This window comes from Chitinophaga ginsengisoli, from assembly GCF_003014595.1.
GTDB lineage: Bacteria > Bacteroidota > Bacteroidia > Chitinophagales > Chitinophagaceae > Chitinophaga > Chitinophaga ginsengisoli.
Window position 1 is genome coordinate 433,469 of record NZ_PYGK01000005.1, and the last position, 15,219, is coordinate 448,687.

The 15,219-nt window shown below is 45.8% G+C and carries 14 protein-coding genes; 5 read left to right on the plus strand and 9 right to left on the minus strand.

What is annotated here, in order from left to right; genetic code table 11:
- Positions 1-3: 3 nt before the first annotated feature.
- From nuoG to CLV42_RS15365, 7 genes are all read right to left on the minus strand, one after another.
- Positions 4-2,715 carry an NADH-quinone oxidoreductase subunit NuoG gene (gene nuoG / locus CLV42_RS15335; RefSeq protein ID WP_106602796.1) on the minus strand — a complete coding sequence of 904 codons (2,712 nt, stop codon included), beginning with the start codon at positions 2,713-2,715 and terminating at the stop codon, positions 4-6.
- Between the two features lie 27 nt (positions 2,716-2,742).
- The gene (nuoF, locus tag CLV42_RS15340) at positions 2,743-4,032 is read right to left on the minus strand and encodes an NADH-quinone oxidoreductase subunit NuoF (RefSeq protein ID WP_245901663.1); all 1,290 of its coding nucleotides are present in this window, start codon (positions 4,030-4,032) and stop codon (positions 2,743-2,745) included.
- Positions 4,025-4,489 carry an NADH-quinone oxidoreductase subunit NuoE gene (nuoE, locus tag CLV42_RS15345; RefSeq protein WP_106602797.1) on the minus strand — a complete coding sequence of 155 codons (465 nt, stop codon included), beginning with the start codon at positions 4,487-4,489 and terminating at the stop codon, positions 4,025-4,027. Before nuoE ends, nuoF begins: the two co-directional genes overlap by 8 nt.
- A gap of 15 nt (positions 4,490-4,504) precedes the next feature.
- Positions 4,505-6,247 carry an NADH-quinone oxidoreductase subunit C/D gene (gene nuoC / locus CLV42_RS15350; RefSeq protein ID WP_106602798.1) on the minus strand — a complete coding sequence of 581 codons (1,743 nt, stop codon included), beginning with the start codon at positions 6,245-6,247 and terminating at the stop codon, positions 4,505-4,507.
- 12 nt (positions 6,248-6,259) lie between these two features.
- Entirely contained in the window at positions 6,260-6,898 is a 639-nt protein-coding gene (gene nuoB / locus CLV42_RS15355) for an NADH-quinone oxidoreductase subunit NuoB (RefSeq protein WP_106602799.1), read from the minus strand.
- A complete protein-coding gene (locus CLV42_RS15360) occupies positions 6,879-7,316 on the minus strand; it encodes an NADH-quinone oxidoreductase subunit A (RefSeq protein ID WP_106602800.1) in 438 nt (145 codons plus the stop codon). Before CLV42_RS15360 ends, nuoB begins: the two co-directional genes overlap by 20 nt.
- A 146-nt stretch (positions 7,317-7,462) precedes the next feature.
- On the minus strand, positions 7,463-7,894 hold the full coding sequence (locus CLV42_RS15365) for a CBS domain-containing protein (RefSeq protein ID WP_106602801.1): 432 nt from the start codon (positions 7,892-7,894) through the stop codon (positions 7,463-7,465).
- A 222-nt stretch (positions 7,895-8,116) separates the two neighbouring features.
- Here CLV42_RS15365 and CLV42_RS15370 point away from each other — a divergent pair, with 222 nt between their 5' ends.
- From CLV42_RS15370 to CLV42_RS15385, 5 genes are all read left to right on the plus strand, one after another.
- On the plus strand, positions 8,117-10,324 hold the full coding sequence (locus tag CLV42_RS15370) for a hypothetical protein (RefSeq protein ID WP_106602802.1): 2,208 nt from the start codon (positions 8,117-8,119) through the stop codon (positions 10,322-10,324).
- 299 nt (positions 10,325-10,623) lie between these two features.
- Positions 10,624-11,343: a hypothetical protein gene (locus CLV42_RS15375; protein WP_106602803.1), complete on the plus strand. Its 720-nt coding sequence runs from the start codon at positions 10,624-10,626 to the stop codon at positions 11,341-11,343.
- 222 nt (positions 11,344-11,565) lie between these two features.
- Positions 11,566-11,910 (plus strand): hypothetical protein, encoded by a 345-nt coding sequence (locus CLV42_RS15380; RefSeq protein WP_106602804.1) that lies wholly within the window; start codon positions 11,566-11,568, stop codon positions 11,908-11,910.
- Between the two features lie 76 nt (positions 11,911-11,986).
- On the plus strand, positions 11,987-12,142 hold the full coding sequence (locus CLV42_RS33930; RefSeq protein WP_170117526.1) for a hypothetical protein: 156 nt from the start codon (positions 11,987-11,989) through the stop codon (positions 12,140-12,142).
- Between the two features lie 211 nt (positions 12,143-12,353).
- The gene (locus tag CLV42_RS15385) at positions 12,354-13,106 is read left to right on the plus strand and encodes a polysaccharide lyase family 7 protein (RefSeq protein WP_106602805.1); all 753 of its coding nucleotides are present in this window, start codon (positions 12,354-12,356) and stop codon (positions 13,104-13,106) included.
- Between the two features lie 71 nt (positions 13,107-13,177).
- On the opposite strand, the gene CLV42_RS15390 is transcribed toward CLV42_RS15385, so the two are convergent.
- Complete coding sequence (locus CLV42_RS15390) at positions 13,178-14,176, minus strand: hypothetical protein (protein ID WP_106602806.1); 999 nt, start codon at positions 14,174-14,176, stop codon at positions 13,178-13,180.
- 243 nt (positions 14,177-14,419) lie between these two features.
- Positions 14,420-15,067, minus strand: coding sequence for an NAD(P)H-dependent oxidoreductase (locus CLV42_RS15395; RefSeq protein ID WP_106602807.1), 648 nt, complete (start codon positions 15,065-15,067; stop codon positions 14,420-14,422).
- Positions 15,068-15,219: the final 152 nt, after the last annotated feature.

Genomic DNA, 15,219 nt, shown 5'->3' on the forward strand with positions numbered 1-15,219 from the left:
CAGTCATACGATTACAGTTGAGAGGTTTACCCATGCGCCCCAGCTAAGCGCTTCCATACCGGTCAGCCCTGCAGGCACCAGCATGATGCCATCAGGTAATGATTCATTGATGGTGAGCGGGAATGCGTATGTTTTTCCATCAGTCTTTACGCTAACAGTATCCCCATTCTTTAACTGTGCCTGTTCCGCATCACGTCTGGATAATGAGACATAAGGTTCAGGACATTGTGAAGCGATCCCTTTTGTGTATACACTTAGTTCGCCGGAACCGAAGAGGTGATACTGCGGTAGCAGCATCCATTTGCCTGCCCGGGCAGTAAATGCATCGGGAATATCTTTTGAGAATACCGGTGGTGTGGTGGTCTGCTCAAACAAGCGGATACCAGGATCACCTCCTTTCAGTGCGCCGCCGGCTTCTTCCTGGTACTTGGTGACGGACTGACCAGAGTTCCAGCCGGGCGCCCAGAAGAAAGGAATAAGGGGAGACGGCGGCAAGCCCCTGTATCCTTCCATAGTATATGACAGAGATGAATCGTCGTCCTGCAGTGGTTTAGGCTCGCTTACATTCAGGTTGGCCAGCATAGCTGTACGGCCGCTGTAACGGTGTGATTCGCGTGGAATACGGGCACCATGAATGCGGAAGTCGTGTGGTGGCGCTACCCTGGATACACCTGCAAATTGGGGGAACCTGTTTTCCAATGCTATTAACAGATCTTCTATATATTTTTCGTGACCGTTGGAGGTGGTATTGATTAGTACTTTCAGGTCAGAGAGCCATTTGAAGCTTTCCCTGATCTCACTGTTGGCCGGCATGAATACCTGGCTTGCACGTTGTGCACGGGCTTCATTGTTCACGAAGGTGCCGTCAGCCTCGGCAAATGTAGCGGCCGGGAGTAGTACATGCGCCTTCTCGGTTGTGCGATTGTGTAATGTATCGAGAACAACAATATGTTTACACTTGCTGAAGAAGGCATCTGCCTTAGCCGCGGGAATACAACGGTAAAGATCGTTTTCCAGGATGATAGCAGTAACGCTGTTGGTAGCGCGTTGTATGTGAGCGACCGCTCTGTCGAAAGAGGACGCACGCGTCATGGCAAGGCCCATACTGTTACAGTCCTGCATCACAAATGCCAGCCCTGCCTTCTTTTCATGCATGTCCAGTGCTGCAGCAATATCAAATGCAGCCCTGATCAGCGCATTGTTCCAGCAGGAAGTGCCGGCAATGATCACGGGGTGCTTAGCGGCTTGCAGAGCCTTACTGATGGTAGCAGCGCTGGCGAGGAGCTCTTCTCCTGCATTGCGTACTTCGGGCAGTGAAGGATTGAGTATATGTGCAATGGCGAAACCCAGTCTTGCCATATCATCCGGCGCTGACTTCATGGTAGCGGAGGCTATCTCGTCAAGTGGTGAGGGTAGCATGGTCACGTTTGCCAGGAAGCCTTTATCTTCCTGTACCAGTTCTTTGATGGCTGCGTCATGCCAGGTAGGAATAGGCAGTTGCTCGGTGGTATGGGTGGCAGCTGTCTTCATGACTGACTGGCGCACGGCCAGCGCCATAACAGGGGCTGTATTCCAGATATCTTCGCCTAGTACCAGCACGGCATCTGCCTGTTCAATCTCTTTCAGAGAAGGAGTATGGATACAACCCGATTGCAGGATGTCTACTATTTTCTGTTCAACATATACCAGATCATCCGGTACACCCTGGTAGAAATTCTCTTTACCTACCAGTTCCATGAGCGCATAGTTGCTTTCAAGGGACGCTCTTGGAGAGCCGATGCCGATCAGGGCGTGTCCGGTCAGCAATGTACGTATGTGTTGCAGTACAGTAGTATGTCCTGCAGCTTCTATAGGCTGATTGCGGATGAGCGGTTGTGTGATGCGGTTTTCGCTGTTTACAAATTCATATCCGAAGCGTCCTTTGTCGCACAGGAAATAGCCATTCACTTCATGGTTGTAGCGGTTTACAACATTGCGCAATTGCCCATAACGTTCGCCGGCAATGGTATTACAACCAAGACTGCAATGCTGGCAAACGGAAGGTGCATTGGTGAGGTCCCATTTGCGGGTATAATGTTCTTTTAAGGTCTTATCTGTAAATACACCTGTAGGACATACTTCCACCAGGTTGCCACTGAAGGGGCTTTCCAGTACACCATCTTTTTCCCTGCCGAAATAAACATGATTATGTGCGGCAAAAACGTTGAGGTCTTTCCCTCCTGCATAATCATGGTAAAAACGCACACAGCGGTAACACTGAATGCAGCGGTTCATTTCATGATTGATGAGGGGACCCAGGTATTGATTGGGATAGGTGCGTTTTTTGAAATGATAATTGCGATAGTTATGTCCTGACATAACAGTCATATCCTGAAGGTGGCAGCAGCCACCTTCATCGCATACGGGGCAATCATGCGGATGATTGGTCATGAGCCATGCTACTACCTGGGAGCGGAAAGCTTTGGCTGTTTCATCATTGACAGAAATGCGCATCCCGTCTTTTACACCTTCCATGCAACTCATGACCAGACGACCACGGGTGTCTTCTTCATCTTTATAGACCTTTATGGCGCACTGACGGCATGCGCCGACGCTTCCCATGGCAGGATGCCAGCAGAAGTAGGGCAGATCAATTCCGAGGCTCAGACAGGCTTCCAGCAGGTTCTTACCTGCTTTTACATCGAAGGGTTTGTTATCAATATAAATTGTAGGCATGTGAAGATGTATTTATACTATTCTTCGTCAGTCATACGGACATTTTTTATGTTCAATATGTTTTTCGAAGTCATCACGGAAATATTTCAATGCACTCTGCAATGGTTCCATGGCACCGGGTGCCAGTGCGCAGAAGGTATTGCCGGGGCCAAGGAATTGCGTATGCATATGCAGCAGTTCGAGATCTTCCGGTGTACCTTCTCCTTTTTCAAAAGAGAGCAGGATCTTTTCTACCCAGGGCAGGCCTTCCCGGCAGGGAGTGCACCAGCCGCAGCTTTCCTGTGCGAAGAAATGCTGCAGGTTGTGTACAAACCCGACAGGGCAGGTGCCACTATCCATGACGATCATGGTACCTGTACCTAGACGGCTGCCTGCTGCTGTAACAGATTTATAATCCATTTTGATATCAAGATGCTGTGTAGTGAGAAAGTCGGTAGAGGCGCCACCGGGTAATACACCTTTCAGCTCAAATCCATTTTTCATGCCGCCGGCATGCTCTTCTATCAGCTCGCGCATAGTAACACCCATGGGTAGTTCCCAGGTACCGGGTCTTTTTACTTTTCCACTTACGCCATATAGTTTGGTGCCGCCGTCTTCGCTGTAGCTGAGGCCCTTGAACCAATCAGCGCCGTTGTTGACGATATGGGGAACACAGCATAATGTTTCTACGTTATTGACAATAGTGGGCTTTCCAAACAAGCCGCTGATCTGTGGGAACGGCGGTTTAGCCCTTGGTGTGGCGCGTTTCCCTTCCAGTGCATTCAGCAGGGCAGTTTCTTCTCCGCACATATAGCGGCCTACACCAGTGTGCAGGTGCATGTCGAGGTGGAAACCACTACCCAGAATATCTTTGCCAAGGTAACCGGCATCATATGCCTCCTGGATGCTTTTACGGATGAGGTCTGCAGCCTTGTGATATGCCCAGCGCAGGAACACGTAAGATACTTCTGCCTGGATGGCGTAAGCCGCCAGGATCATACCTTCTATCAGCTGATGAGGATTGCCTTCCAGCAGGAGTCTGTCTTTAAAAGTACCGGGCTCCATTTCGTCTGCATTGGCAATAAGGTATTTGGGATGAGTCGCCTTATCATCCATAGGGATAAGGCTCCATTTAATACCGGTGTTAAAGCCGGCGCCACCACGTCCTTTCAGGTTACTGTCCTGTACCAGCTTCTGTAGTGCAGCTGGGGACATTCCACCACCACATACCTTGCGCACGGCAGCGTATCCGCCCGTCATTTCATATTCTTTCAGGTTAAGCGGTGGGCGATCCGGATGAATGTTCCTGGTAAGCGGGCGTTCCATTGTATTAAGCATATTTATTTAAGATATCATCCAGCATTGCAGGCTCCACATCACTGTACAGGTCTTTATCGATCATCAGTGCAGGCGCATGGTCGCAGCAGCCGAGGCAAACGTTGGGCAACAACGTAAAGCGTTCGTCAGTGCTTGTTTCTCCCATGCGGATATGCAGCTTTTCTTCGAGGGCTTTATGCAGGGCGCGGTATCCCATTACATAACAGGAGATACTGTCGCAGAGCAGGATTACGTGTCTGCCTACTGGCCTGCGGAAGATGAGATTATAGAAAGTAGCGACACTGTCTACTTCCGCAGGACTTATTTCCAGATAGTCTGCAATCGCCTCAACACTTTCGTCGCTAACCCATCCGCGGTGCTGCTGTACAATTTTCAATGCCTCGATCACGGATGCCTTTTTGTAGGGCACCAGGCTTATTTCGTGGTCTATTTCCTGTTTTTCTGTTGCTGTAAGCATAAAATGTTTATTTCACTATCTATCTATATCTGCCAGTACATAATCCACGCTTCCCAGGATGGAAAGCAGGTCTGCCACTGTATAACCTCTGCTGATGTAGGGCACCATCTGCATATGTGCAAATGACGGAGTGCGTATACGTGTACGATAGGAGGAGGTATTACCATCACTCACCAGGTAATAGCTGTTGGCTCCTTTTGTTGCTTCCACACAGCTCATTGCTTCTCCTGCAGGTATCACGGGGCCCCAGCTCACGTTCAGGAAGTGATTGATGAGGGTTTCTATATCCTGCATGGTATGTTTCTTAATGGGAGGAGTGGTGAGCGGGTGATCTGCCTTATAGTTTCCTTCGGGCATATTGTTAAGGCATTGTTCGACGATGCGGAGGCTTTGTCTCATTTCTTCCACCCTAACGATGGAACGGTCATAACAGTCGCCATTCTGGGCTATGGGAATATCGAAATCAAACATTTCGTAACCTGAGTAGGGCCTTTTTTTGCGGAAGTCCCATTCGAACCCGCAGGCCCTCAATCCAGGCCCTGTCACCCCCCATTCGATAGCCTCTTCCAATGTATAGACACCGATGCCTTTAGTACGGGCTTTTATGAGGCTATTCCGTAGCACCATGTCGTTATATTGTTTCAGTTCTTTCGGGAAGTTGACGATAAACTCACGTACAAGTTTATCCCATCCTATGGGCAGGTCCTGCGCTACACCGCCGATGCGGAACCAGTTAGGATGCATGCGATCGCCGCAGATAGCTTCGATAATGTCGAAGATCTTTTCCCTTTGGGTGAACATGTAGAAAACGGGAGAGAGTTGTCCGAGGTCCTGCGCAAACGTTCCGAACCATACCAGGTGGCTATTGATGCGGAATAGTTCGCAGAGCATCACCCTGATCACTTTCACTCTTTCGGGCACTTTGATACCTGCCATTTCTTCTACTGCGAGCAGATAGGCGAGGTTATTCATCACACCACCGAGGTAATCTACACGGTCTGTATAAGGGATGTAGGTGTGCCAGCTCTGGCGTTCGCCCATTTTTTCTGCTCCGCGATGATGGAAGCCGATTTCGGGGATAGCGTTTACGATCTCTTCTCCATCGAGTTGTAGGATGATGCGCAGTACACCGTGGGTACCGGGGTGCTGCGGACCGATGTTCAGGAACATAAAATCGGAGTCCTCACTGTGCTCCTGCAGGCCCCATTCTTCGGGTTTGAATCGCAGGGCTTCCTGTTCCCGGTCCTGTTTTTCATCCCAGAGATGGAATGGCCCCATTTCTGTTGCTCTGGCAGGATATTCTTTGCGGAGGGGATGACCTTCCCAGGTAAGCGGCATCAGGAGGCGTGTCAGATGAGGATGGCCTTCAAAGCGGATACCAAACATGTCGTATACTTCCCGTTCATACCAGTTGGCATTTTGAAAGAGGGTAGTGATGGAAGGGATGGTAGGGTATTCGCCAGCCAGTGCTACCTTGATGCGGATGAACTCATTGTATTTGAACGAGAACAGGTGGTAAACAACGGTGAAATCAGCAACAGGCAGTTGCTCTTTGCCGGCCCTGTCCCGTTCGTCTATTGCACATAGATCGTACAGGAGCAGAAAGTGATTTGATTTCAGGTATCCGATAACGGCCAGAATATCTCTCTTACTGGTCCATAGCGTCAATATTCCGTCGGCTGTAATCTGTTCCTGAAATATATCCGGGCCGAATCGTTGTGTCAGTTGTCCATATATTTTATGTTCCGTCTCCAGCATATTTATCCGGTTTTATATTTCGTCGATTCCTCTGAAGGAGGTCATGTTAGTACGTATGTCACGCCTGCTTTCTTTCATCGAAAGCATGTGTGGTTTTATTACTCCCTGCTCGCCGATGGTCCAGCTGAGCGGACGGGCTTCCTTACCTACTGCATCGGCTAGTAGGGTCAGTCCCTGCATAAAAGCGTCGGGTCTGGGTGGGCAACCAGGTACGTATACGTCTACGGGCAGGAATTTATCTACGCCCTGTACGACGCTGTATATATCATACATACCTCCGCTGTTGGCACAGCTTCCCATGGAAATTACCCAGCGGGGTTCCATCATTTGTTCGTGGAGCCGTTTGATAATAGGGACCATTTTAATAAAGACGGTGCCTGCGATGACCATCACGTCTGCTTCGCGTGGCGTACCACGGATCACCTCAGCACCAAATCTTGCAACGTCATATTTACTGGTGATACTGGTAGCCATTTCAACGAAACAGCAACTTAAACCGAAGTGGAATGGCCACATGGAATTTTTGCGTCCCCATGCGAGGAGGTCCTGCACGGTAGTCAGCATAATACTTCTGCTGACAGCTTCTTCCATGCTGCCGTTTCCCGAGATATGGCCCGACTGATCGCCTGTTTTACTTAGCCACCATTTCATTTTGTTTCTGTTTTTGTTTGTGGGCTTTTAATATTTTGCCGGCATCTGCTCCGATGTTCAGGGCACCAATGCCCCACTCGTATATCAGTACGACTACTAGCTGCGCAATAAAGAGTGCGACGCCGACATAACCGGGCCATCCGAGGTCATAGAAGCCAAGGGCCCAGAGCATGATGAATACGGCCTCCACGTCGAAGATGACGAACAACATGGCGACCAGATAGAATTGTACGGAGAAACGAATGCGGGCAGAGCCGGTTTGCTCTATACCACCTTCATAGGGCTTGTTGGTGGCGCGGTCGTTATGACGTTGTCCTAATATATAGGACAATGTAAGGATAGCAACAAGTAGTATCACTACCAGGCCAGCATAGAGCAATAGAGGCCATAAGGGAACACCATGTGTTTCGTTTCCCATAACGTAAAATTTTTCCGGAAGAGGAATACAGGGGTATGCTCTTCTTTTAATAGAAAAGAAAGATGGTCCTTGATCCGATTTGACATACCATATACCTGACTAACGAAAGCGTAGAAGTGGTAAGGACAGTCTAACGTACCTGGTACTTAGCTAATGATGTAATGTTCAAGATTCTGAATAATGAAGTCTTTGTTGCTGATGACATATTTGAGAATGTCACCGATGGAGATAAGGCCGGTCAGTTGATTGTTTTCGATAACGGGGAGATGGCGGATGAACTTATTCGTCATCAATTGCATGCAGTATTCAACTTCTGTATCAGGTGTAACAAATACCGGGCTATCGGTCATAATGTCCCTGACTAGTGTTTCTTTGGAGGAGCGTCCTTTCAGGATGACTTTGCGTGCGTAATCCCGTTCTGTGAATATGCCTATCAGTTGTCCACTTTCGTCCACTACTACTAGTGCGCCTAAATTTTTTTCTTCGAGTACTTCCAGTGCCTCGTACACGGAGCAGGTTGTGCAGATCGTGTAGACCATGTTTCCTTTTACTTGCAGGATATTTCTAACAGTATCCATAACAAAGAATTTAAGGAAGTGACTTTACTATTAAGTTAGGCTTTTTTTGAATAAAAACAACTTTAAATGTGGATTTTAAATTTGTCAGAAGGATGAACGGTATCAGGATGGGGAGTGGGAGCCCTTTGTGGGAAAGAGTTATAGGGATATTAAGTTTAATATATCTTCAGTGAGAATGATTATCTTGCGAGTATTATTTCCAATCCCTCACAACATTGTTTTATGGCATTTGACAGTAAAGTACCTATGGCGACTAATATGGATAAGTCTGTTGCCGCTGTTACCTCCTTTCCTTTGAGAAGTCATCCTGCAGTTCATCCGTTTCAGATGCGGAGGGCGCGTAATGTGCCCCAGACCGGTTATGATGTGGTGCAGCGGGTGGAGATCAAAACAGGAACGGATACTAATCCTGATGGTGTCAATAATTATGATGTGCCGGAAATGGAGATGGTGAATGCGTTGTATAAAAAATTCCTGACGTTTTCTAAGCAGGACTATCCTACTACTCCCCGGATAGAAGCTGAATCGAATGAATCGAGGATCAACTGGAGTGAAGAGAATGCATTGGGAGCTGAGCTTGTACTTGGCGCTACGCCATTAAATAATTTCTGGAACCTGGTAATGGACTTTAAGAAGAACCGTGATTTGGGAGCAGTAAATATCAAGTCCGATGATGGAAGTGGATTTTCATCTGCTATCTATAACCAATATGGCAAAACCAATATGAATGTAGGCAATACAGATGTGATGGTCTACAAACATCCGGAAATAGGTGAAAAAGAAGAAAAAGCAGGTTCGGATAAGGGAGTGTCTTATGAGCTGGCTGCCATTAAATTTGAAGAGATATCTAATGCCACAGAATGGAATGATGCAACAATTGCGGCGCGCATTTTACAGTTCTACCAGGACGGACAAATTCCGGATTTAATTGAAGAAAAGGGCCAGCGCAGGAACTTTGGTTATCTGGTTACATTGATGACAGTACCGGAGTCAGTAAGGAGTGTAGGTACATTTCCGTTCGGACTTATTATGCTTGAGAATATAAAGAATGGGATGGCGACTGCTAAGCAGGCATTCAGACCGGCAGAGGGAATGGATAAGGTCATCAAAGAAAGGAAGAAAATACGTGCTGAGAACAAGAAAATCAAGGCAGCACTAAAGAAAAAGATGGAGGAAGAAGGCGGTGGTAAGAAAAAAACAAAAGCAAAGAAAGTGGTTGAGGTAGAGGAGGTAGTAGAAGATGATGAAGTCAACGATGAGGAGCCAGGGCTGGAGGGAATAGTTTCCGTCGCACCTGCTTATAAAGATGATATTGATTCCGGAGGGCTCTATCCACCTGCGTATTCCGGAAGTAAAAAACCTTTGAATGACCTGGAAACTGAAGCTGAAACAGGTGAATTAGCGTTAAGAGGTAATTCGGATAACAAGAGCAATTATTATTGGAATGTTACATTGAGCAGGTTTGAGCAGATGTTGGCGGTATATCTGGCTTCTCATCCGGAGCAGCTTTTAATAGCTGAAGTAAAAGATGACAAAGAGGCTGCGATCGATGGTGTGATCAATCATATACTGGTACATTTTGGTGTAGGTGGGGAAATTACCAGCCCATCCACGCCAAACCGTGAAATAAAGCGGGAGAGCAACAATATCCTTTCATCGGTGTTTAGCATTATTAGACCTTCCAACGAAGGTGGCCGGTTTACTTCTCCATTTTTATTACCTGAAGGAGGTAATCTGGCGAAAGGCCTTTTTGAGTTTGGTAGTGGAAGGAAGGAGGAAGAACTCCCTTTTACAAACTCACTTTATCAAACGCATAAAAATACTTATGAGCGATTTGGACAAAGTTTTCAGCAGTATCCAACTGCGCCAAGTTCACCCACATATAATTATAATAGATATGAAGAGCAAGTTACGCAGGACATATTGAACAGGAGAGAAGACCGTAAACAACATCCGGAGGAATTTGATTTATTTGGAAACGATGTTGAGCAACGGCTGGAGGAATTGAAAACGAGACAGACAACCTTTCAGATAACAAGGTCCGTTACATCAGACCTTGGAAAGTCAAAGTTAAAAAGGACGGTAGGAGAAAGAGATGAAAAACCAAAGAGCGATAATGAAGAATTGGAAGGGACTATAGAAAAGGAAGAAGAGTTGAATAAACGGAGGAAGGTTCGACCGCCACTTATCATTAGAAAAAACGCGCTTATTCATAGAATCAAGGGAGTTATCTTAAGTATAATGACAGCTAACTGGCAGGAGGAATATCCGCAAAAATTCGTTGAAGATGCTCTGCTGACAAATTTGGACTTACAGCAGTTCATTACCAGTGAACTTGATGCTGATAAGGAACTGAGTCTTGGAGAGGATGAACTAAAAACGATTATTTCGCAGGAAGTGGCGCAATACTATCCGGATGCTAACCTTTAATAACGAAGCTAAACGAAAAATAACTTATCTTGCATATAAGATTCTCCTTAATAAACAACTCCAAAACAGCGGTAGGCTTCTATTTGAGAAACAAGGGATAGTACACAGGCATTGTCAAACGAACACTTGAATTAAATAACCAATTTGTTACTATTGAGCAAATCCACGTATCAGCAATGCGATGCGCAGTGATGCAAAGCATGGCAGTGAACTATTATGCTCCGAACTGTAGCGGGGTAACTCAACTTTTGTCTACTACTGATAGTATTCCCATCTTTTATCACCAAAATTCATACACCATGAAAAAGGTTTTCCTCGTTCTCTTACTCATTCCTTTACTGGGAACAGCACAAACGAAAACAGTACTTACAACTAACCTGGTATTTGCAAAAAATGACAAGGCGGCTCTGTTTGAGAAAGCACTTGCCAGCCATGTGCAGAAGTATCATACCGGAGATCTGAGCTGGCGGGTATGGACTATAGAATCGGGTCCCAACTTCGGCGGCTATCTGCTTGTTGAAGGCCCCAATACCTGGGATGCCCTGGATGGCCGTGGCGATATCAGCACTGCGCATACGGCAGATTGGAACAATAATGTAATGCCGCTTATTGAAGGGCGTGGTGAAGGTGGTTATTATGTTTACCAGCCCGATTTGAGCACTGTTCAACTTACGGACTATGCTGCAAAGGCTACTATCAACCATATAACAGCAAATCCAGGTAAGATTGCCAATGTACAGGAACTCATCAAAAAAATGAAGAAAGTATGGGAAGCTGGTAAAGAATCTGTCGCAGTGTATATGCTTAACTCTTCCGGAGAGCCTGGTTATATTATTGTAACACGATTGAAAGATGGACTCAAGGAATTGTCTGCCGATTACCGCAAACCATTGGCAGCACGGTTCGATGAGGTAAATGGTACAGGCTCATTTGATGCATGGCTGAAAGATTATGCTGATGCAGTGAAGGTTCGCTGGACTGAGTTGATTTTCTTTAATCCCAATCTGAGTTCGAAATAAGTACTGACTTATAGCGGGCTATCGCTATGCTGATTGTACCTGCTTTTATCTAAACCATCCTTCACCGGCAGCATAGCTGCCGGTGGTTTTCCCTATCTCCTATATAATTTACCGATGTACCAAGTAGGCATGCCGGTACGGGATTATTTTTGATCACAGCGATAATTTTGCAATGTCATATTGCATGAGGTTACTATTTACCTGACATTAAAAGACACTTTTATGAAAAAGGCAAAGATCATTTTATCCACTATTGTGTTGCTGGCAGTGATGGGAATGGTATTAAGTGCTTTCGTGAGTAAACGTTTTACCGGTAATCCTTTTTATACCCTGACATATTATTATTCAACACACTCTACTATATACTACCATCCTGTACCATTTGTGGCCCCGCATCCTTTCTTCTACGTAACGAATGTAGGTATTCCGGATACTTATGCTGTTTATACAACAGGTGTTGAACCCGGTGTTGTGAGAACGTTGACCCGGCTGGGTGGTTCAGAAACTATTACGATTCCCGTGTGGCTGGGACCTTCTTATCCCACAGTTACCACATTTGCTTTTTAGTCCCCCTTTAGATCACTGAGGTTATGCTTCTGGCCCCTTTCTTGTATGCTGTTTCCTGGTAGCAAAATGTATCGTTATGGATATGAAAAGGGTAGACTTCAGCCATCAATTGGTAAAAGTAAACGGCACCTCCGTGCATGTGGTCGAAGCGGGAAACAGGCAGGGGCATTTTGCACTGGAAGAACAGACCCGGAAAGTGGCGGGTGCCATAGCCGCGTTTATGAAGGAATAAGGGCAAAAGAAAAATCCTGTACCGGATAATCAGGACAAAAGAAATCGCCAAACTGCGAAGTCATCTGCGCTGAAGTTCCTAAATTTTGACACCGTTATACACACCTCAGATGCCTGAATATATAGTCGCATCGCATGGTTTAATTGTTCCCTCCACGTTAGTTGTTCCGGCATTTAGGGTAATCATTGTTAATCATTAAAAACATGCCCAGATGAACCTATTAAAGCCCGGGGGCGGATTAATCCCTTTCCGCACCCAAGGAATCTTATGCACTTTTATCCTCTCCACATTCTTATTAATTGCATGCAGGAAGGTGGCAATAGAAATACGAGCGGAGAGACCGACTGTTTCTGACAGCAGGACAGCGCAGATAAGCATTGCCGCTGCCGATCCCACAGGAGGTTGGACGCAGACTTCCTATACCTACAGCATACAGACCCCATGGAACCTTTCTCAGAGTAGTCGTTATAGCTATTCAGGAGGAGAACACCACTTCTGGATCTATACCGGGGATGCCTGTCAGTTTGAAGGCTGTACCACCGGCCCACGTTCAGAACTGCGTATGAATAATAATTATACTTCTGGAAAACATCAGTTTGAAGGAGACGTATACATTGTTTCCGGTTCTGAAGGAACGGATATCATGCAGGTGTTTGGCGGAGCAACAAATGCAACTGCTATTATGCTCAAAATTCATGCAGGCAGTAACGGTACTATCAAACGTTATGACAACGAAACATTGATGACGGACGCTTATGACAAATGGATCCATGTCAACGTACAGCATGATGCTGACAACGGAAAAATATACGTTTACCTGAATGGAGTACTTAAAGGTACCTATGCAGATCGTGGAGATGCCACACATTATTTCAAATGTGGTGTATATAATATATCCGGGTCCAGGTCTGAAACCCGGTGGAAAAATGTAAAGTACTGGAAGAATGGTCCTGTGGGACAGTGACTAGGAAACGTTCTATTACAAAAGAACAAAACCCGGGAACTACCCCGGGTTTTGCAGTTATATCGGCTTCGCTACATTTGTTTACTCTTACTGAACTTGTGCTCTTTATATTCAGCCAGCCGTTTGTCGATAATCGATTTTACTTTTGCGTAATTACCTTCATTATAAACAATCTTATTTAATTGCTCCTCTGCAGCCTTCCCGAAATAGTTGTCTTTTAGCTCAGCGTTTTCTAAAAATGAATATGCAACATCCCGGGTAAAAAGTATATCGTGTCCACTTAGATTCATGATATAAGCATGTATGAACGGTACTTCAGCAGAAAAGTCCTCTTCCGTTACATAACCTCTTTTAAGAATGCGTACCCATTCCGTAGCAGGCAGTTTCCCTTCTTTAATATCTTTTGATATGGCTGATTGCTGCTCGTTGGTTTTTACGAAATCTTTTTCGATAGCCCACTGAAGGAACATCAAATCAGCCGTTCTATAAAAATTCTTTGACGACAGGAATGTTTCAAAACTCTCGTACAGCCATTCGTAATAAAAATGGAAGAGTGGTTTTGCGGTATCAAGTTCGAGAGAAAAATACTTGATGATTTGACTGTCATTAAACTCGAGTCCCCAGACAATATCTTTTTTATCGTCTAAAGGTTTTTTCCACCTGTAAAAGCTTTCACTTCCATCATCGTTCAACCATATAGGAGAGATCTCGCTGCTCTTTAAAGTAGGCTCACCCAGTTTCATTTTGAGAGATTCAAAATCAGCGTTGAAATCCAGGCCCAGGGGGAATTCGGTTTTCGATTTATTATTGTACCACCTCACAATGCTCAGAGCAGGTACGAAAATTCCCTTTTTGTCTCCCTGGATCAGGGAAAAATTATCAAGGTAGATCCGTGCCTCAAATAGTAGATCAACCCCCAGCTTTTTATTCTCGACCCAATAGGAGGTGTCGGTCCCGCGATTCGAAATAAAAGGTTTCTTAGGGTATTTGAATCCATTGTTCTCAATAAAGGATATGATCTTTTCATCGTCAATCCGCAGTCCGACGAGATCTTTAAGGGTATTGAACATTCTTTGGTTTTTAATTTCAGGTTGGGACGTCAGGTTGCAAAATAGATAATATTTCTTAGTAATGTAAGCGACATCGTTTACAGCAGAAATTTTTTGAAAATAGTAGTTAGTTCCTGACGAATGTTTATACTTTTTTCTATTTTGATGAATTGTGCAATTAACGTTTAATTGCACGGAAAAGTCTGTGGTTACTGCAGTGAAGGAGTACCATGTCACTGAATCCTGAACCAGGCTGCCGCCTGATTATAGCAGGAATTTTGGAGAGCCCATATCAAGTGGCCCCTTACCTGGCCAGGGACCATCGGGAGTAGTTAGTTCACTATGAGGCCAGGCCTTCCAGTTATGACGGGGCATACCGGCAGCCGTAACCAGGTTTTGCAGCACGACAGAAAGATCTGACATTCGCCATACATCTTCGTTGGGATCATCCTCCTGACCGGCGGAGGCAGCTATAGCTTCCTGGCCTGTGCGGGACAGTACAATTACAGAACAAGGTGGGCTCCAACAGCCCAGACCTCCAAATACAGCCTGCAGTCTCGCTGCTACTTCAATGCCTCCTACGGAATCCATGGTCACCGCACAGGCGACCGGCTTGCCGAAGAAGGCAGGGGTATTTTCAAAAGCGGTAGTGACTTCGATAAACTGCTGGAGAGGAGAACTCCAGTTATTCCAATATACACCAGTTATCACCAGGAAACCATCGCAACCTGCCAGCAGGTCATACACCTCCCGGATGTCAGGCAGGGGACCAGTAAGCGTCAGTAGAGACGTTTCTTGCTGCAGTTCATTCACCAGTACCTGTACCGCCTGCTTCGCTACTGCTCCTGAATTACCAGTTGTTCCCCGGAGGGAGCCATTGATGATTAGTATTTTTTTTACTGTATGTGTCATATGATCCGGCACTCAATTGAGCAATTTTTGTCAGTGCTCTTTCTGCTGGTTTTAAGTTATATCGCCAGGAAGGCGCTCAAAGATATAACAAGGATGGAAAGTAAGATGCGATATCCGGGGAATTATTGTTTTGGGTGAATTGATTTGTAAAT

What these genes read in the sequence shown, in the direction of transcription:
- nuoG (WP_106602796.1), bottom strand. Translation starts at nt 2,715, where the DNA reads ATGCCTACAATTTATATTGATAACAAACCCTTCGATGTAAAAGCAGGT.
- nuoF (WP_245901663.1), bottom strand. Translation starts at nt 4,032, where the DNA reads ATGCTTAATACAATGGAACGCCCGCTTACCAGGAACATTCATCCGGAT.
- nuoE (WP_106602797.1), bottom strand. Translation starts at nt 4,489, where the DNA reads ATGCTTACAGCAACAGAAAAACAGGAAATAGACCACGAAATAAGCCTG.
- nuoC (WP_106602798.1), bottom strand. Translation starts at nt 6,247, where the DNA reads ATGCTGGAGACGGAACATAAAATATATGGACAACTGACACAACGATTC.
- nuoB (WP_106602799.1), bottom strand. Translation starts at nt 6,898, where the DNA reads ATGAAATGGTGGCTAAGTAAAACAGGCGATCAGTCGGGCCATATCTCG.
- CLV42_RS15360 (WP_106602800.1), bottom strand. Translation starts at nt 7,316, where the DNA reads ATGGGAAACGAAACACATGGTGTTCCCTTATGGCCTCTATTGCTCTAT.
- CLV42_RS15365 (WP_106602801.1), bottom strand. Translation starts at nt 7,894, where the DNA reads ATGGATACTGTTAGAAATATCCTGCAAGTAAAAGGAAACATGGTCTAC.
- CLV42_RS15370 (WP_106602802.1), top strand. Translation starts at nt 8,117, where the DNA reads ATGGCATTTGACAGTAAAGTACCTATGGCGACTAATATGGATAAGTCT.
- CLV42_RS15375 (WP_106602803.1), top strand. Translation starts at nt 10,624, where the DNA reads ATGAAAAAGGTTTTCCTCGTTCTCTTACTCATTCCTTTACTGGGAACA.
- CLV42_RS15380 (WP_106602804.1), top strand. Translation starts at nt 11,566, where the DNA reads ATGAAAAAGGCAAAGATCATTTTATCCACTATTGTGTTGCTGGCAGTG.
- CLV42_RS33930 (WP_170117526.1), top strand. Translation starts at nt 11,987, where the DNA reads ATGGATATGAAAAGGGTAGACTTCAGCCATCAATTGGTAAAAGTAAAC.
- CLV42_RS15385 (WP_106602805.1), top strand. Translation starts at nt 12,354, where the DNA reads ATGAACCTATTAAAGCCCGGGGGCGGATTAATCCCTTTCCGCACCCAA.
- CLV42_RS15390 (WP_106602806.1), bottom strand. Translation starts at nt 14,176, where the DNA reads ATGTTCAATACCCTTAAAGATCTCGTCGGACTGCGGATTGACGATGAA.
- CLV42_RS15395 (WP_106602807.1), bottom strand. Translation starts at nt 15,067, where the DNA reads ATGACACATACAGTAAAAAAAATACTAATCATCAATGGCTCCCTCCGG.